This window comes from Halorussus halophilus (assembly GCF_008831545.1).
GTDB classification, from domain to species: Archaea; Halobacteriota; Halobacteria; order Halobacteriales; family Haladaptataceae; genus Halorussus; species Halorussus halophilus.
The window spans coordinates 3,239,170-3,255,455 of record NZ_CP044523.1 but is presented as its reverse complement, the minus strand read 5'-3'; the positions used below and the strand labels follow the sequence as shown (position 1 = coordinate 3,255,455).

Below are 16,286 nucleotides of genomic sequence, written 5' to 3'. Positions count from 1 at the left end.
TAGCACCCTCGAATCTGTCGTCTCCCTATCTCGTAAGATGTTGACGCCAACTGTGACCTGAGAGCGACCTGACTAGTCGCGAGTGATGTACCGGCCGTTTCGCGTGACGAAGTGAGATCCCCCGTAATATAAAAAAATATACATTTCACTTTTTCTCTCAACACTCCTATTTCAACCCAATTAGCATAATAGAAAATACTAAATAAAAAGAATAAATTAATACTGACAATGACATACAGAGGACAAAAAGGAGTGAGTCTCTTATTCACCTTCTTATTACTCACAGCGTCCTTCATGGGCCCCATCGTAACTGCAGACCCTGCTCGGGCGGCCCAGCAATCGACGGAAACTACGACTGCTATTCAAGAAGATTCACTGACCTCACGTCAACAGGCGTACCAAGCGTTACGAAACGCTGACCTCCCCGGAAAGAAGGGACCAGAACTCCGAACTACTCTCAACGAGACGCTCGGCGTCTATACGGACGAGAACCGAGTTTCTACAGCAGTGTTTGCAACCGACAGGAAAGTTGCCGCTCAGACACAGTCTCACGCTACTCCCGTCTCGACGAACCTGCTAGCATCGGACGCTAAACTCGCACGGACCGCCGTCACCGACGCTCGACGAGTGTTTTCCCAGTTTCGTGCGAGAGACGTCGAATTCGACGAGGCCGCCGTTCAGAACTCCCTCGATACCGCAGAATCATCGCTCGAAAAGGGAGACGAACTGCGACGCAAAGGTTCGATGGGTGCGTTCTCGCACTACGAGCGTGCGTGGACCGCTGCCCAGCGAGCGCTCGACCGGATGGATGCGGCAACGAAGCCGACCGTAACTATCACCCATCGGACTGACCTCCCGCACAACGGTTCTGTCACCTACACCGTCAAAGGCACCGTCTCAGACGTCCGAATGCACGACCTCGAGAACACGACGCTAACCGTCAACGGGGAACGACGGGAGGTGTCGTTCTACAAGAACACTACCCCCGGTGGGACGAGCCACTTCTACACGAACGTCACGCTGACCGACCGCATCAACAATATCACCGTTCGGACTACCGACCCGGGGACGACGTATGCGGCGAACGAACTCGAAACGACCGGTGCGAACAATCGCGGTCAGTCGAAGAAAGGTGGGAAGAAAAACAAGAATAAAGGTAAAGATACAGATAAAAAGCGTGGGTCGGACGGCAAACAGACCGACGTCGCTGTCGAACGACAGACTGGCCGTGACACACTCTTGTTGGACGCGGACGGACTTCCGGACTACTACGAGCGCGAGACCACCGAGACGAATCCATTGAACCCCGATAGCGACTCCGCGAACACGAGCGCGAACGAGTCCGCCAACGGACTCATCGACGGGGCGGAAGACTTCGACGACGACCGCGTCACCAACTTCCTCGAGTTCCGCAACCAGTTGAACCCGTTCGACGAGGACACCGACGGAGACCGACTGACGGACTGGTTCGAACTCACCTACACCCAGCTCAACCCGCGCGTCGTAGATAGCGACGCCGACGGGACGACTGACGACCTCGAAGACTTCGACGACGAAGGATTCGAAAACATCCGCGAACAACAGTGGGAGACAGACCCTCACGACCCTGACACGGACGCGGACAATCTCACCGACAAATACGAAGCCGATACGACGGGAACGGCACCGACGAATCCCGACAGCGATTCGAACCACACCGCCGCGAACGAATCGAACGACGGTCTCCTCGACGGGGCGGAGGACTTCGACAACGACACGCTTCGAACCGCGTTGGAGTTCAGTATCGAGACCGACCCGTTCGACGAAGATACCGACGACGACCGCCTAACCGATGCGTTCGAACACGCATACGAGACGGTCTCACCGATCACCGCTGACACGGACGACGATGGCGTCCGCGACGACCGAGAAGACCCTGACAACGAGACGCTGCCGAACGTCCTCGAACAGCACTACGACACCCATCCACTCGTTGCAGATACTGACACAGACAACCTCACGGACGCCTACGAGGTGAACGTCACACTCACGAACCCACTCACGGCCGACAGTAACTCCAGTCGTACTGCGACGAACGAAGCGTCGAACGGCATCAGCGACGGAGCCGAAGATTTCGACGAAGACGCACTACAGACGGCTATCGAAGCAGTCGTCGCAACCAACCCCTTCGACCCAGACACCGACGACGACCGACTGCTCGACGGGTTCGAACATTCCTACGACACTATCGAGCCGTTGCAGGCAGACACGGACCAAGATGGCATCCGCGACGACCGAGAAGACCCCGACGACGAGACACTGCCGAACGTCCTCGAACAACAGTACGGCACGAACCCACTCGCTGCTGATACCGACACAGACAACCTCACGGACGCCTACGAGGTGAACACGACGGAGACGAATCCGATAGTCCCCGACAGCGACTCGAAGCGAACCCGACCGGACGAAGCAGGAAACGACCGCTTCGACGGCCGTGAAGACTTCGACGCGGACGACCTCATCACGTCACTGGAGTACGACGCACAGACGAACCCCTTCGACCCAGACACCGACGACGACCTGCTCCGTGATGGTTTCGAGTACAAGTACGGCCCACTCGACCCACTCGAAAACGACTCTGACGGAGACGGTCTCGCAGACGCGCGCGAGGACTTCGACGGGGACGGACTGCCAAATCGCCTCGAACAGCGATACGGGACGAACCCACTTTCCGCAGACACAGACGGTGATGGTCTGACCGACTCCTTCGAGGTCAACGCCACGAAGACGAACCCGACGCTCACCGACAGTAACTCTACCGCAACGAACACCACCGAAGCCGGAAACGACGTCAGCGACGCCGCAGAGGACCTCGACGGCGACAACCTAACGAATCTCCGTGAGCAGACGCTCGGCACGAATCCCATCCTGAACGACACCGACAGCGACGGATTGCTCGACGGCTACGAGATGCAGGTTACTGGGACTGCCCCGCTGAACCCGGACAGCGACTCGAACCAGACTGCAAGCAGCGAAGCCGACAACGACCGTCCGGACGGACGCGAAGACTTCGACAACGACAGTCTCAACACTGCGTTCGAACAGCACGCGGACCTCGACCCGTTCAGTTCCGACACCGATAGCGACGGACTGACCGATTCGTTCGAAATCGCGTTCAGCGACCTCGATCCGCGAGCCACCGACTCGGATGGTGACGGTACCAGTGACGCGAACGAGGACTTGGATGCAGACGGCCTGTCCAACGTCGACGAGCAGGCCGCTGGCACGATGCCGTTGGTGAACGACACGGACACGGACAACCTCAGCGATGGCACCGAGGCCGACCTGGGCACCGACCCACTGGCTGCCGACACCGATGCAGACGGGTTGACCGATAGCGAAGAGCGTGACCTCGGCACGAATCCACTCGCGACTGACACTGACGACGACGGCCTCAACGATTCGGTCGAAATCGAGTATTCGGCCTTCAACGCGACTGTCGCTGACTCGAACGGTAATGGTCTCGACGACGGTGCCGACGACCTCGACGCCGACGGACTCACGAACAACCGAGAGGCCACTACCGCGACAGAACTCGCGATAAACGACACGGACGGCGACGGTGTCCTCGACGGTCGAGAACGTAATCTCGGCACGAACCCACTCGTCGTGGACACCGACGACGACGGTCTCACTGACTTCGCAGAACTAAACGTGGGCGCGGACCCACTCCTCGCGGACACGGACGGTGACGGAACTCTCGACGGCAACGAGACGTACACGACCGCCAAGACCGACGAGGAGAGCGGTGTTACGCTGTCGGTGACTGGAGACGGTAATGCAGCGAGCAATACGACTGTCGAACACCAGCCCGCGTATCACAACGGTACGGACGCAAGTGCTGGACCGACTGTGCTGGTCGATACTAAGAGCGGCAACGCGACGAAAAACGACAGTGGAGTTGACTCCACGAACGTCACCGTTCCCGTCAAGACCGACGCTACCGAGACGCGAACCGAGGACTTGACGGTCTACGTTTGGAACGGGAGCACCAAGCAAGCCTGGCATCCCGTCAAAACAGACGTGGACGTGGAGAACAGGACCGCGAGTGCGAGCGTCGAGTCCGGTGGTTACGTGACGGTGCTGAACAAGACCGCCTGGGAAGACGCCATTTCGGTCGAGAAGAAGAAACCCCGAGAGTTCAACGACAGTTCGCTCGACTGCACTGGCTCGTGTGAGGGCGCGGACAACACGATCTCTGTCGGTGAAGACGCCGGTACGTCCACGCTGAGTACCGCTTCGATTACGGAGGTCAACTCGACGAATACGACCCGAAACAAAACGAGGAGAACACGAACGAAAAACAAGTCCTCGGACAACGTGACGATTCAGTGTGTCGTCGGCCCAGACGGTAGCTGTGACGAAGACGAGGACGGCACGCTCAACTCGTGGGACGAGTGTCCGTCTACTGCTGGCTACGCCGGAGACGGCTGTCCGGACACCGACGGCGATGGTGTCCACGACGGCGACGACGAGTGTAAATACGAGAAAGAAGGCGCTAACGGGGAGAACGGCTGCCCCGTCGAGGACAGCGACTCCGACGGCATACCCGACGACAAGGACGACTGTGACTACAGTGCAGGGCCGAAGTCCAACGACGGGTGTCCGGAACCCGAAGATTCCGACCGTGACGACGACGGCGTCGACGACGACGACGACTCCTGTCCAGACACGTGGGGTAGCAAATCGAACGGGTGCCCGGACCGTGACCAGGACGACGACGGAACCTGGGACGAATACGACCCATGTCCAACGGACCCCTACGACCGCTGTGACGACCCACCGGAAGACCCCGACAGTGACGGCGACGGCGTCGACGACGACGAAGACAACTGTCCGAGCACCGAAAACAGCGGGCAGGCAAATGCTGACGGTGACGCCGATGGAGACGCCTGTGACGCAGACGACGACGGCGACGGTATCGACGACGACTCGGACAACTGTCAGTACGTGGCGAACGCCGCGCAAGTTGACCGTGACGGTGATGGAAAGGGTGCGGCCTGTGACGCGAACGAACCCGATTACGACGAAGCCTCCTGGCAGCTAAACGTGCCAGCAGGCACGGGCAACGTCTACTTCGAGATGGAGTACTTGGTGGACAAAAGCTCGGACGAGCAAGCGAACCTCACGATCATCGGCTCCGGTGGTGAGACGCTGAGTTCGCTCCAAGACACAAACAAGTGGCGACAGCGCACGCTCGACCTCGGACAGTTCGAAGGCGAGACCGTCACTGTTCGACTCAGCACCACGGGAAGTGCAACGATTCAGGCACGGAACGTCCGCGTGTATCAGGACTCCGACAGCGACTCCCTGTCGGACTATCGAGAGAATCAACGCTGGACGATTCCGTACGGCTACGGTGACTCGTTCACGCTCGACCCACGAGACCAGGACACCGACGGTGACGGCTTAGACGACGACGAAGAGGTCTCGCTCGGCCCTGCACCGTCGAACCCGGCGTCTCCGCTCCGAGTGCGGTACGCCACGTCGAACCCCGGCGAAGTCGATACTGACCAGGACGGACTCGACGACGACGCAGAGAAACGAGAACAGACGAACGCGTTCCTCGCGGACACCGACTACGACTACCTCACTGACAGCGAAGAAGTGTACCTAATCGGTACTGACCCGACCGACCGCGACACGGACGGTGACGGCCTGTTCGACGGCCGAGAAGGTGAGATCGACGTCATCATCCACGGCAAACGCGGCACCAAAGACTACGCGAACCCGCTGAAAGCCGACACAGACGGTGACGGCCTCACGGACAGCCAGGAACTCGGTGCTCGCATCGACGGTGCGTACCGTCTCTACAGTAGCCCGCAGTTCGCCGACACAGACACCGACGGCCTCGACGACAAAAGCGAACGGGCGTGGCAGACCGACCCGCTTTCGACGGACACCGACGGTGACGGCTTCATCGACTACGTCGATACGCGACCGACCACCGAGGACACGCCGCCGAAGATGAAGATCACCGCCGCTGAGTCCGGTATCGTCTTCAAGAAAGACTACAGCGAGCGCGTCCGCGTGACGGTTCGTGACAGCTCACAACTAGCGTCGGTCGAACTGAAAGGGTCGTACAACCCCTACTACGGCGACCAGTTCTGGAAAGAATCCAACGTCCAACTCGCTGACCGACGGACCGTCGAAGACGAGGACGGCGAGACGGAGTACATCTCGACGTACCTCGTCGGCATCTACCAGCACGGTGTTGCCAGCGAAGCGCCGAACAAGTACTACGTGAACGCCAGTGACGTCCACGAGAACGAACTCTCGATGCTGGTCAACCCATCTCAGGGGTCACTGGTGCAAGGTGCCAGCGTTGCCGCTGTGCCGGTTGTTGCAGGCGCTCCTGCCGGGGCGACCACAGGGACAGTAACCGGTGGCAGCATCGTCGGCGGCGTCAGTCTCGGGACCGCTGCCGTTGCTGGCGGTGTCGTCGTCGCCGTTGGCTCTGCAGCGTACTGGGCGTACGACCAACGGCCAGCAGGCGGGTACGACGCAGATGTCGTCGCAGGACAGACCTCGTACGTGGTGCCGACAGTCGCCACTGCTGGCGCTGCAAGCACCATCACGACGACAGAAGGCGTGGAACTCACGCTCCCGGGCGGTGCCGCGTACGATACCCCACCGCGTCCGCTCAGTGGTGATCACCTACGTGGGTTCGGGAAAGCACTCACTGGAGTAACCTTAGGTGTCGGTGCTGAGCAGGTCGAAGAGGAAATCGAAGAGGAAGTCGAAGAAGAAGAACCCGAAGACGTCGAACGCAAGGGTCCGTACAAGGAGCGTACGTACGAGCTTTCGGAAGAAGAGAAGCTCATCATCCGCACCATCGGTCGAACCATCATCAAGGCCTATCAAATCACCGAACGTGCGGACGATGACCCTGAAGGTGACGGCAATCTCGACGTTTCCTTCATCGACGTTGCGAAGGGCCAGAGCATCCTCGTGCAGGGACCCGAGGGGCAGAATATGCTGATTGATGCAGGGTCTTCGAGAACCTCTCGCTACGAGGAATTACTTAAATCTGAACTCGAAAAGCAGGGTGTCAGCACCATCCACAAACTGGTCATCACCCACGGTCACGAAGACCACGTTGCGTACATTGACGATCTCTTGGAAGACGAAGATATCAGCGTCAAGTCGGTCTATTGGAACAAGATCGATGTCACTGGCGGAGAAGCAAAAGCGGCCGAGGAAGCTATCGAAGACTCGGGAGTGACGTTTGACGATGATATTTCCACCGGCGATGGGAGTGCCATCTCGCTGCGTGGTGTGGATATCAAAGTCTTAAATCCTGAGTCCAGTTACGGAACAGCCGATCAAGCAGACGAAAAATCTCTCGCTCTGCGAATCGACTCCGAAGGGAAAACATTCCTCATAACCTCTGACATCTATGACGAAGAGAAGCTGGGTGTGAATGGGGAAGTGGACGTTCTCACTGCCAGCCACCACGGATCGGCTACCAACGGAGCAAACAGCAAAGAGTGGTTCGAGCAAAGAAATCCTTCGCACGTTGTGATCACCGCGAAAGGCAACACGCACCCTCACGATGAGGTGCTAATACGGCTGAATAATCTTCAGAACGAGCCTGAGACTCATGTAACTGGCATCTCCGGTACAGTTACGTTCGTGGCCGAAGACGGGAGGTTGTCGGTTCGTGGAGCTTCATCTGTAACTGATCCCGGAGAAATTATGGACGAGTTACAGAAAGATCTGGTTCATCCGAGTAACGTCCCACGAGCGACCGTTTCAGGTTAACAAGCAGATTATTCGCTTGTTTCGCTTGAGATTCAAATTTGACTCCAGTTCGCTCACTGAACCCGAGCAGTTTTTCGTGGTTTGATCCGAGACTTGAGAAGTCGTAAATACCATGTGGGAAGGTAGCGAGATCTAATTATGGATTGGAGTTATCGATGTATGACAGAAACCGGTGATATCGAGCCGGGACGAAACATGTTTTTCGCAGAACTCTACGGGTATCCAGAGAACGATAATTTCGACTATCTGACGTACAATATCGAATATCTTCCCGTCGCTGGAAGATACTCTCGCGCACAACTCCAACTGTCTCTCCACTTGGCGAAGAACGCACAACAAGTTGACAACGAAATCACCGCAGACACGTCCCGTACGAGATTTTCGGCAACGTTCGAATACGAATTCAGTGATTATCTCGAATTCGATATTTACGATGAAGACGGAAATTGGGCTGGATGCGGTGGAATCAGCGAAGACGCGCTTCCGAACTGGCTCACAGATAACGATGGTGGTGACTGTTACGTTGTCATCCAACTGGAATACGACCACCAGTACACGATGGAGAGCAAGGACTTCTCCGAGCACGAAATCGAACAACGACGGCAACGAACGCAAGAAGAATACGATAATTGGAACACGGACTCGAACTGAAGGCTGTCCCAGACGATCTAGCGCTTTCTTGACACTCGCCGAGAGCCGAGACGCACGTGCCCAGAGAGGAAAGAACGTTTTAGCCTTGGCGGTCATTCGTCCTACAATGAGCGAATCGGACGGACCCAAACAGGTAGACAGTCCGGACTACCACAGTGAGAATCATACGGCAGCCCAAACATGCGGGTGGACAGCTAATGCTCTCCGGGGCGAAGGAAAATGTTATAAAAATATATTCTATGGAATTGAGTCCCACCGCTGTATCCAGATGACGCCAGTCGTCAAGTGCAACGAGCGGTGTGTCTTCTGCTGGCGCGACCACGCTGGCCACGCCTACGAACTCGGGGACGTGGAGTGGGACGACCCCGAAGCGGTCGTGGACGCTTCGATTCGCCTCCAGAAGAAACTCCTCTCTGGTTTCGGTGGCAACGACGAAGTGCCCAGAGAAGTGTTCGAGGAGTCGATGGAACCGCGCCACGTCGCCATCAGTCTCGACGGCGAACCGAGTCTCTATCCCTATCTCCCTGAACTTATCGAGGCGTTCCACGACCGCGACATCACTACCTTCCTCGTCTCAAATGGCACTCGTCCGGAGGTCATCCGGGAGTGTGACCCGACGCAACTCTACATCAGCGTGGACGCCCCCGAGCGGGCGACGTTCGACCGCGTCGTCAAAGCCATGGAGGACGACGCGTGGGAGAAACTTCTCGAAACGATGGACGTGCTGGCTGAGAAGGACGAGACCAGAACCGTCCTCCGAACGACCTTGGTCGGCGGCCAGAACGTCGAGAACCCCGACTGGTACGCGGGGTTCTACCAGCAGGCCGACCCGGACCACATCGAACTCAAGTCCTACATGCACGTCGGCGAGTCCCGCGACCGGGTGGAGCGCACGTCGATGCTCGACCACGAGGACGTAATCGAGTTCGCCGAACAGGTACAGGAACACATGCCCGAACACGAGCATCTGAAACAGGTGCCTGCCTCTCGGGTTGCCTTGCTGTCGAAAGAAGAGGATACGTGGATTCCGAAGTTGCAGAAGGACAGCGACTTCTGGGCGCGCGACCCTGTGAGTGGTGACTGAGTTAGTTTTCGGCTTGTGCTGTCTCTTCGTCGTCTATCGAGAGTCCGTCTCGAACTGCATCAGGAAGGGTGGGTCGTGGTGCGCTCTCGTGTCGCTCGATTTTCGAAGATTTTCGAGTGTTCTTGTACAATGCACGCGCTGCGGGGACGCCACGGAGGTAATTGTATTCGTAAAGGACTTCCACACCGCGCTTGGTAAGTCCGTAGAATTTCGACGGCAAATCGCGTTTGTTCTCACTCGGTTCGTAGCGGTACAGGTCTACGATTCCTGCTTCGATGAGGGTATCGAGTTGGTCGCTAATTGCCGCCTTGCTCTTCGGAATCATATAGTCCAACTCGTCGAGAGACATGAGATGTTTCGGATGACCGAGAAGGTACTGAATGACGAGGTGGCGCGTCTCTTGGGAGAGTAGATCGAAGAGACGCCGTTGTTCCTCGAACGGCCCGGACTGGTTGATAGACGAGCTATCGGACATAGTGAGTCGTAGTACGAGTCGAGCAATAATAGTTTGGGTGAACCACTCTGGTTATTCCCGAAATAACCAAATTGATTGGAAAAATATAAGCCAACGTAGTACGACCCACGATTCGATGACGGGTCCCTCGCTCCCGCCAAATGCACGCGAAATCGAGGACGCAGTAGACGAGGCTCTTCATGGTCTCGAACTCGACCCCGACGAAACTGCCGCGATTCTCGGGTTCGCAAACGAGGAACTACCGCACTTACAGACGCCGGAAACTTCCTACTACGTCCTCGGGAGTTATCGGGACCCGTACGTCCGAAGACTCCGAACCGTCGAGAACGAACTAAACAAGCGACTCGGTGCATACGCTTTCGTGATGGGCGATCTCCAAGAAATCGGACTCGACAGACTCCCCGAGTTCCGGATTCGATTCCATCTCTTGGCATCCTACGCAGATTACGTCGTCGGCGTGTACGAACAGGACGCAGGTGGCGAGGTAACTGAACTCGGAAAAATCAGTGAAACACCATACTTTGACAAATCGTACGTCCTCCCTCGGGACTACTGCTGGATGACGAGTGCGAACTTCGACGGAAAACCAGATGTCGTCGCTGCTGCGATGACAATCTCCTACAACGCCGACCTTACTGACGACGAAAAGGCAGACAAACTCGAATCCTTGGTCGTGGAAGCGCAAGAGACAGGGATTGACGTTTCGAAACAAGAACTTTCCGACGCCGTAAGCGAACGAGAGGACAACGACACTGTTTCGTACAGCTGGGTCCATCTCAACGAATTTCGATTGTTCGAATTACACGACCGCTGTCAACCGTGGGTCGGTGAATCCGAACTGCGAGACGCCGTCGGAATCGTTCCGAAACCGCGAACCCATCCCGAATGGGAAGATAAGTGACTCCTCGTACTATGGCCGCGGCACTGCCTCGGCCGCTTGCACGTCGTCCGATTTCTCGACGCGGGCGTACACCGGTCGCCACACGTCGGGGTCGAACATGCCGACTTCGCTGAACAGTTCTCGCGCGCGGTCGGTGAACTGGTAGAACGTCCGCACACTGGATTCGGCGTCGTCTGGTTGTTCGCCTTGCTCGTAGGCCAACCGTTCGAGGACGCCAGCATCGATTAGATTTTCCAGTCGTCGGCCGACAGTCCGGCGTGATACGTCTGGGTTCATCCAGTCAAGTTCCTTCTCGCTCGGCGCGCCTTCGGGGTGGCCCGCCACGTCGATGAGCAACTCGTGGGCAACGTCCTCGGTGGCGACGTGGAGAAGTTGGCGACGGGACTCTGACTCGCCGTCCGTGCCTGCGGGGTTCGTTCGCCCGGCGGTCGGTGTACTTTCGGACATGGCTCCGTTCTTACGTACGTGTAGGGTGGCCGGGTACAATAACCTTGTGCAGATTCTGCACATGGCCTGCTAGTGCGTTTGGTGACGGTGCCGTAACCGTACCCTACCATCCCACGCGCCGGAATCCGCGACATTCCGAAGTCAACGATACTCGTACGGGCCCCTCTCGAAACTCAACCGATGAAATTCAACTTCTCTTACCTAATATCTCGAAAATACTTTATTACTTAACTCTGTACCTCTAATGGGTTGGCAAGGTTAGAAATTTATACTCTACTGGCCACATGATTAAAGTCTCCTCCGTGGGCCACAATGAGGTATGGTAGAGCGTGACAGCGATGCCATCGACGAATCGAGACGGAACTTCATGCAGGCTACCGGCGGTGTGGCGACGACCACTGCGCTCTCTGCCTACGTCGGTTCGGGGATGGCAACAGCCCAAAGTGCCGACCCGAGTCCCGAGGTCGAGAAGAAAGTCGAGAACATGAGTCTGGACGAGAAAATCGGCCAGATGACACAGGTCGCCGCCTACGAACTCGGAGACGACCCAACGTCGTTCTTCGAAGAGTACCTCCCCGGCTCGATAATGTACGCGAGTTCGAAGGACGCGGTCGAGCAGGCGAAGAACGCTAACGACCTCCAGGAGAAGATGGTCGAGGCCCAACCCCACGACGTGCCGTTCGTCTGGGGTCTCGACGCAGTTCACGGCAACAACAACCTCAAGGACGCTATCATCTTCCCGCACAACCACGGCCTCGGCGCAACGTGGAACCCCGACTACGCCCGCCAGATGGCCGAACACACCTCCAAGACACTCCGTGCGACGGGAACGCCGTGGACGTTCTCGCCAGTCGCCGACATCAATCGCGACCCGCGATGGGGTCGATTCTACGAGGGATTCAGTCAAGACCCCTATCTCGCCTCCCAGATGGTCAGCGAGAAGGTCCGCGGATACGAGACGAAGGAGGGCGACCACAAGCGCGCCGGTTCGACGACGAAACACTTCGCAGGCTACTCCGAGCCACGGAACGGCAACGACCGCAGTGCGGCACAAGTCCCTTACCGGACATTCCGAAGTACGCTCCTGCCGCCGTACCACGCAGGCATCTCCGCAGGCTCCGAGACAGTGATGGTCAACAGCGGGTCGCTCAACGGCATCCCCGCCCACGCCTCGGAGGAGTTACTCGAAGACATCCTCCGTGAGATGCTCGGCTTCGAGGGCATGGTCGTCTCCGACTGGCACGACTTCTACCGGATGGTCGAAGTCCACGAGTTCGCGGCCGACGTGAAAGAGGCGGCCAAGCTCGGCATCAACGCGGGTATCGACATGTACATGGTTCCCGCCGGCGGCATCGAGAGCGACACCGTCGAGACGTACCAGCAGAACCTCACGGAACTCGTTCAATCCGGCGAGGTGCCGATGGAGCGTATCGACGACGCGGTGACGAACGTCCTCGCGTTCAAGGAAGCTCTCGGTCTGTTCGACGACGCGAGTGCGGACCCCAAGACGGCCTCGAAAGTCGTCGGCTCTGACGAAGCACGCGCTCTCGCGGGCGAGACGGCCGCCGACTCGATGACCCTCCTCAAGAACGACGGCACGCTGCCGCTAGACCCCAGCGTCGGCACACTCCTCGTCACCGGTCCGAGCGCGGACACCATCGGCAACATGACCGGTGCGTGGACGCTCGGTTGGCAAGGTCCCGGTGAAGTCAAACCGCCCGCAGTCACGCCGCTCGAAGCAATCGAAGAGCGAGTCTCTTCGTCTACGAACGTCGTCCACGTCCCGACCGGACTCCATTCGTTCGAGAGCGAATCGAAGGTCAGGGACGCCGCCGAAAGCGCCGACGCAGTCGTGGCGGTCATCGGCGAAGGACCCTACGCCGAGGAGAAAGGCGATACCGACACGCTGGAACTCCCGTCGGCCCAACAACGCTTGGTGGAGACACTCGCTGGCGTCGAGACACCCCACGCAGGCGTGTTCTTCGCTGGCCGCCCGCGCGGAACCGACGTGTTCGAGAACCTCCCGGCCGCGCTGATGGCCTACCTTCCTGGGACGATGGGTGGACCCGCCGTCGCCGACTCCCTATTCGGAGACCACAACCCCAGCGGTCGCCTCCCGTTTACGTGGCCAGAGGGCACGGGCCAACTCCTCAATCTCCACAACAACTACCCGCCGGACAGGTTCCACTCCGGCGGCGACCCCGGTCCGCCCCATTCGAATCAGGACCCGCTGTTCCCGTTCGGGCACGGCGAGTCCTACACCGAGTTCACTTACAGCGACCTAGACGTGACGCCCGCGATGCTCCCGAAGGTGGCCTCGAACGACGAATTCACCGTCTCGGTCACGGTGACGAACTCCGGGGACCGCGCTGGCGACCACGTCGTTCCCGTCTACGGCAGTCGCCGCCACGGCCCGGTCCTCTTCCCACAGGAGGAAATCGTCGGCTTCGACCGCGTATCGCTCGCCCCCGGAGAATCGACGCGCGTGACCGTTCGAGGGTCCATCATGCCCTTAGCGACGGTCCCCGGTGGCATGTTCTCTCAGGAGGAACTGACCGTGATTTCGGGCGACTACACGATTTCGGTCGGCGACATGACCGCGACGCTGACGGTCAAATAACGCGCCGTCACCGTTCGCGGCCCGAACACTTACTTTCTTTGCGGCGACTTCTCCGGTATCTGTGACCGACGACGGGAGCGAAACGAACGGCGAGTGGCCAGCAACGATGGGGCAACTGTTGGGCGATTTGTTGGACGAGTACGAGACCTTTACTGGCCAGTCCATCGACCGGCGCGACTACGCCGAGTTGAAGCGCGCAATCGACACCGACGTAGTGCCGATCGCCGAGGCCGACCGCTCGTTTTTCGTCCTCGGAAGCTACGGCAAGGCAGAAGAAGCGCGACTCCGACTCGTGGCAGACCGACTCGACGCCGTCGGCAAACCGTTCCTACTCAAAGACCTCGGCGGGTTCGACGACCTACTACTCTGGACGACGCAGTTCAAAGTGATGGCGAACCGGGCGACCCACATCGTCGGCCTCTACGAACACTCCGAAGGCGGCCACGAGTGGGAGGCCGGATGGCTCGACCACGAGCCGTATCGGAGCAAACTCACGGTTCTCAAGCGTGACTATCCGGACCTCGACCCGACCGAGGAACCCTTCGACGGGATGTTCGCACACTTCCTCGAATCGCTCGCTGCGCTCGGGCAGATGCACCGATTCGACGCGGCGACCGAGGCGTCGGCTTCCGAAATCGAACGCGGCGTGAAAGCAGCTGTCCGGGAGTACAAAGCCGATTTGCTGGGCGAACTGCCGCCCCAACGTCGTACGTAAACTGTGGCCCTCCATCGCACACCGTTCCAATTCTGGGAACCGTCCCAAACCCGTTATCCTTAAACCGGACGCGACCGGAGTACCACCTATGTCAGCGACGCGACCGCGCGCGGTCGGCTACGACGAACTCGCCGCGCTCAAACTACTCGCCCTCGACGGGGGTCTCGACGGCGAGGTCAAAGTCTCCTGTTCGGCGCTCGCAGAGCGTCTCGACGCCTCCAATCAGACTGCTTCCCGGCGACTCCAGCGACTGGACGACGCCGGACTGGTCGAGCGCGAGATGGTCAGCGACGGCCAGTGGATATCCATCACCGACGACGGCGAGTGGTCGCTCAAGCGCGAGTACGAAGACTACCGTCGCATCTTCGAGACGCCCGCGGGCATCGAACTGTCGGGCACCGTCACCAGTGGGATGGGCGAGGGCCGCCACTACATCTCGCTGTCGGGCTACATGGAGCAGTTCGAGGACCGACTCGGCTACGAACCGTTCCTCGGCACGCTCAACGTCGAATTGACGACCGAAAGCGTTCGCGCCCGCTCCGCGATGGAAGCACTCGACCCCGTGCCAATCGACGGCTGGGAGGACGACGACCGGACGTATGGCCCGGCGGTCTGCTATCCTGCAACGATCTGCGTTGCGCCGAAGGGGCAACGAGACGGAGGCGGTGCAACCGCCGACATCGACGACGGCCAAATCTACGAACAGGCCCACACCATCGCGCCCGAGCGAACCCACCACGACGAGGATCAACTGGAAGTCATCGCCCCGGAGAAACTGCGCGAGGAACTCGAACTGGAAGACGGCGACCACGTCACGGTCCACGTCGAGGAGGAACCATGAGCCAAGCCGCCGCAGGCGTCGAGGCGGCCGTCGAGGCGTTCCGCGAAGGCAGACCAGTCTTAGTCCACGACGCCGCCGACCGCGAGGGCGAGACGGACCTCATCTATCCTGCGGGAGCAGTGACGCCCGAGGCAGTCTCGCGCATGCGCAACGACGCCGGGGGACTCGTCTGCGTCGCACTTTCGGACGAGGTGGCCGAGGCATTCGACCTGCCGTTCATGCAGGAGGCGCTCGACCACCCCGCGAGCGGGAGTCACGAACTCGGCTACGACGAACGGTCGTCGTTCTCACTCACGGTGAACCACCGCGACACCTACACGGGAATTACGGACGAAGACCGCGCGACGACGATTACGGAACTCGGTGCGGCCGCGAACGCCCCAGCAGAAACTAATTTCGCCGCAGAGTTCCGCGCACCGGGCCACGTTCATCTCTTGCGGGCCGCCCCGAACTTGCTCGCCGACCGCGAGGGCCACACGGAGTTAGGTATCGTGCTGGCCGACGCGGCCAATCGGGGGCCTGCGGTGGTCGTCTGCGAGATGCTGGACGACCAGACGGGTGCCGCGCTCTCGCCCGAGGACGCTCGGGCGTACGCAGAGCGGCACGGCTTCGCGTATCTGGAAGGGTCGGAGATAGTCGAGGGACTCGACTGAACAGACTACTTCTTCGTCAGTTTTCCCGCCGCGTCGAATCGGTCACGATGAGCAGGGCCGAGCGCGAGTATCGGACTGCGACGTGGGCGATTCGAA

Annotated in this window: 10 protein-coding genes; 8 read left to right on the top strand and 2 right to left on the bottom strand. The window is 59.1% G+C overall.

The features are described 5' to 3' along the window. The first annotated feature begins 294 nt into the window (after positions 1-294). From F7R90_RS16170 to twy1, 3 genes are all read left to right on the top strand, one after another. Positions 295-7,803 (top strand): MBL fold metallo-hydrolase, encoded by a 7,509-nt coding sequence (locus tag F7R90_RS16170; protein ID WP_192498340.1) that lies wholly within the window; start codon positions 295-297, stop codon positions 7,801-7,803. 159 nt (positions 7,804-7,962) lie between these two features. After that, positions 7,963-8,454: a hypothetical protein gene (locus F7R90_RS16165; protein ID WP_158058434.1), complete on the top strand. Its 492-nt coding sequence runs from the start codon at positions 7,963-7,965 to the stop codon at positions 8,452-8,454. A gap of 106 nt (positions 8,455-8,560) precedes the next feature. Next, the gene (gene twy1, locus F7R90_RS16160; protein ID WP_158058433.1) at positions 8,561-9,538 is read left to right on the top strand and encodes a 4-demethylwyosine synthase TYW1; all 978 of its coding nucleotides are present in this window, start codon (positions 8,561-8,563) and stop codon (positions 9,536-9,538) included. A 1-nt stretch (position 9,539) separates the two neighbouring features. On the opposite strand, the gene F7R90_RS16155 is transcribed toward twy1, so the two are convergent. Continuing rightward, the gene (locus F7R90_RS16155; RefSeq protein ID WP_158058432.1) at positions 9,540-10,013 is read right to left on the bottom strand and encodes a helix-turn-helix domain-containing protein; all 474 of its coding nucleotides are present in this window, start codon (positions 10,011-10,013) and stop codon (positions 9,540-9,542) included. A gap of 115 nt (positions 10,014-10,128) precedes the next feature. Between F7R90_RS16155 and F7R90_RS16150 the strand changes: the two genes are divergently transcribed. Next, on the top strand, positions 10,129-10,914 hold the full coding sequence (locus F7R90_RS16150; protein WP_158058431.1) for a hypothetical protein: 786 nt from the start codon (positions 10,129-10,131) through the stop codon (positions 10,912-10,914). 9 nt (positions 10,915-10,923) lie between these two features. On the opposite strand, the gene F7R90_RS16145 is transcribed toward F7R90_RS16150, so the two are convergent. Beyond that, complete coding sequence (locus tag F7R90_RS16145) at positions 10,924-11,361, bottom strand: ArsR family transcriptional regulator (RefSeq protein WP_158058430.1); 438 nt, start codon at positions 11,359-11,361, stop codon at positions 10,924-10,926. A 319-nt stretch (positions 11,362-11,680) separates the two neighbouring features. On the opposite strand from F7R90_RS16145, the gene F7R90_RS16140 reads away from it, so the two are divergent. From F7R90_RS16140 to ribB, 4 genes are all read left to right on the top strand, one after another. After that, the gene (locus F7R90_RS16140) at positions 11,681-13,981 is read left to right on the top strand and encodes a glycoside hydrolase family 3 N-terminal domain-containing protein (protein WP_225741199.1); all 2,301 of its coding nucleotides are present in this window, start codon (positions 11,681-11,683) and stop codon (positions 13,979-13,981) included. A 61-nt stretch (positions 13,982-14,042) separates the two neighbouring features. Further along, positions 14,043-14,696, top strand: a complete 654-nt coding sequence (locus F7R90_RS16135; RefSeq protein ID WP_158058429.1) for a hypothetical protein — start codon at positions 14,043-14,045, stop codon at positions 14,694-14,696. A gap of 88 nt (positions 14,697-14,784) precedes the next feature. Continuing rightward, positions 14,785-15,537, top strand: a complete 753-nt coding sequence (locus F7R90_RS16130; RefSeq protein WP_158058428.1) for a DUF120 domain-containing protein — start codon at positions 14,785-14,787, stop codon at positions 15,535-15,537. Continuing rightward, complete coding sequence (ribB, locus tag F7R90_RS16125; RefSeq protein ID WP_158058427.1) at positions 15,534-16,190, top strand: 3,4-dihydroxy-2-butanone-4-phosphate synthase; 657 nt, start codon at positions 15,534-15,536, stop codon at positions 16,188-16,190. The genes F7R90_RS16130 and ribB overlap by 4 nt, the downstream gene beginning before the upstream one ends. Positions 16,191-16,286: the final 96 nt, after the last annotated feature.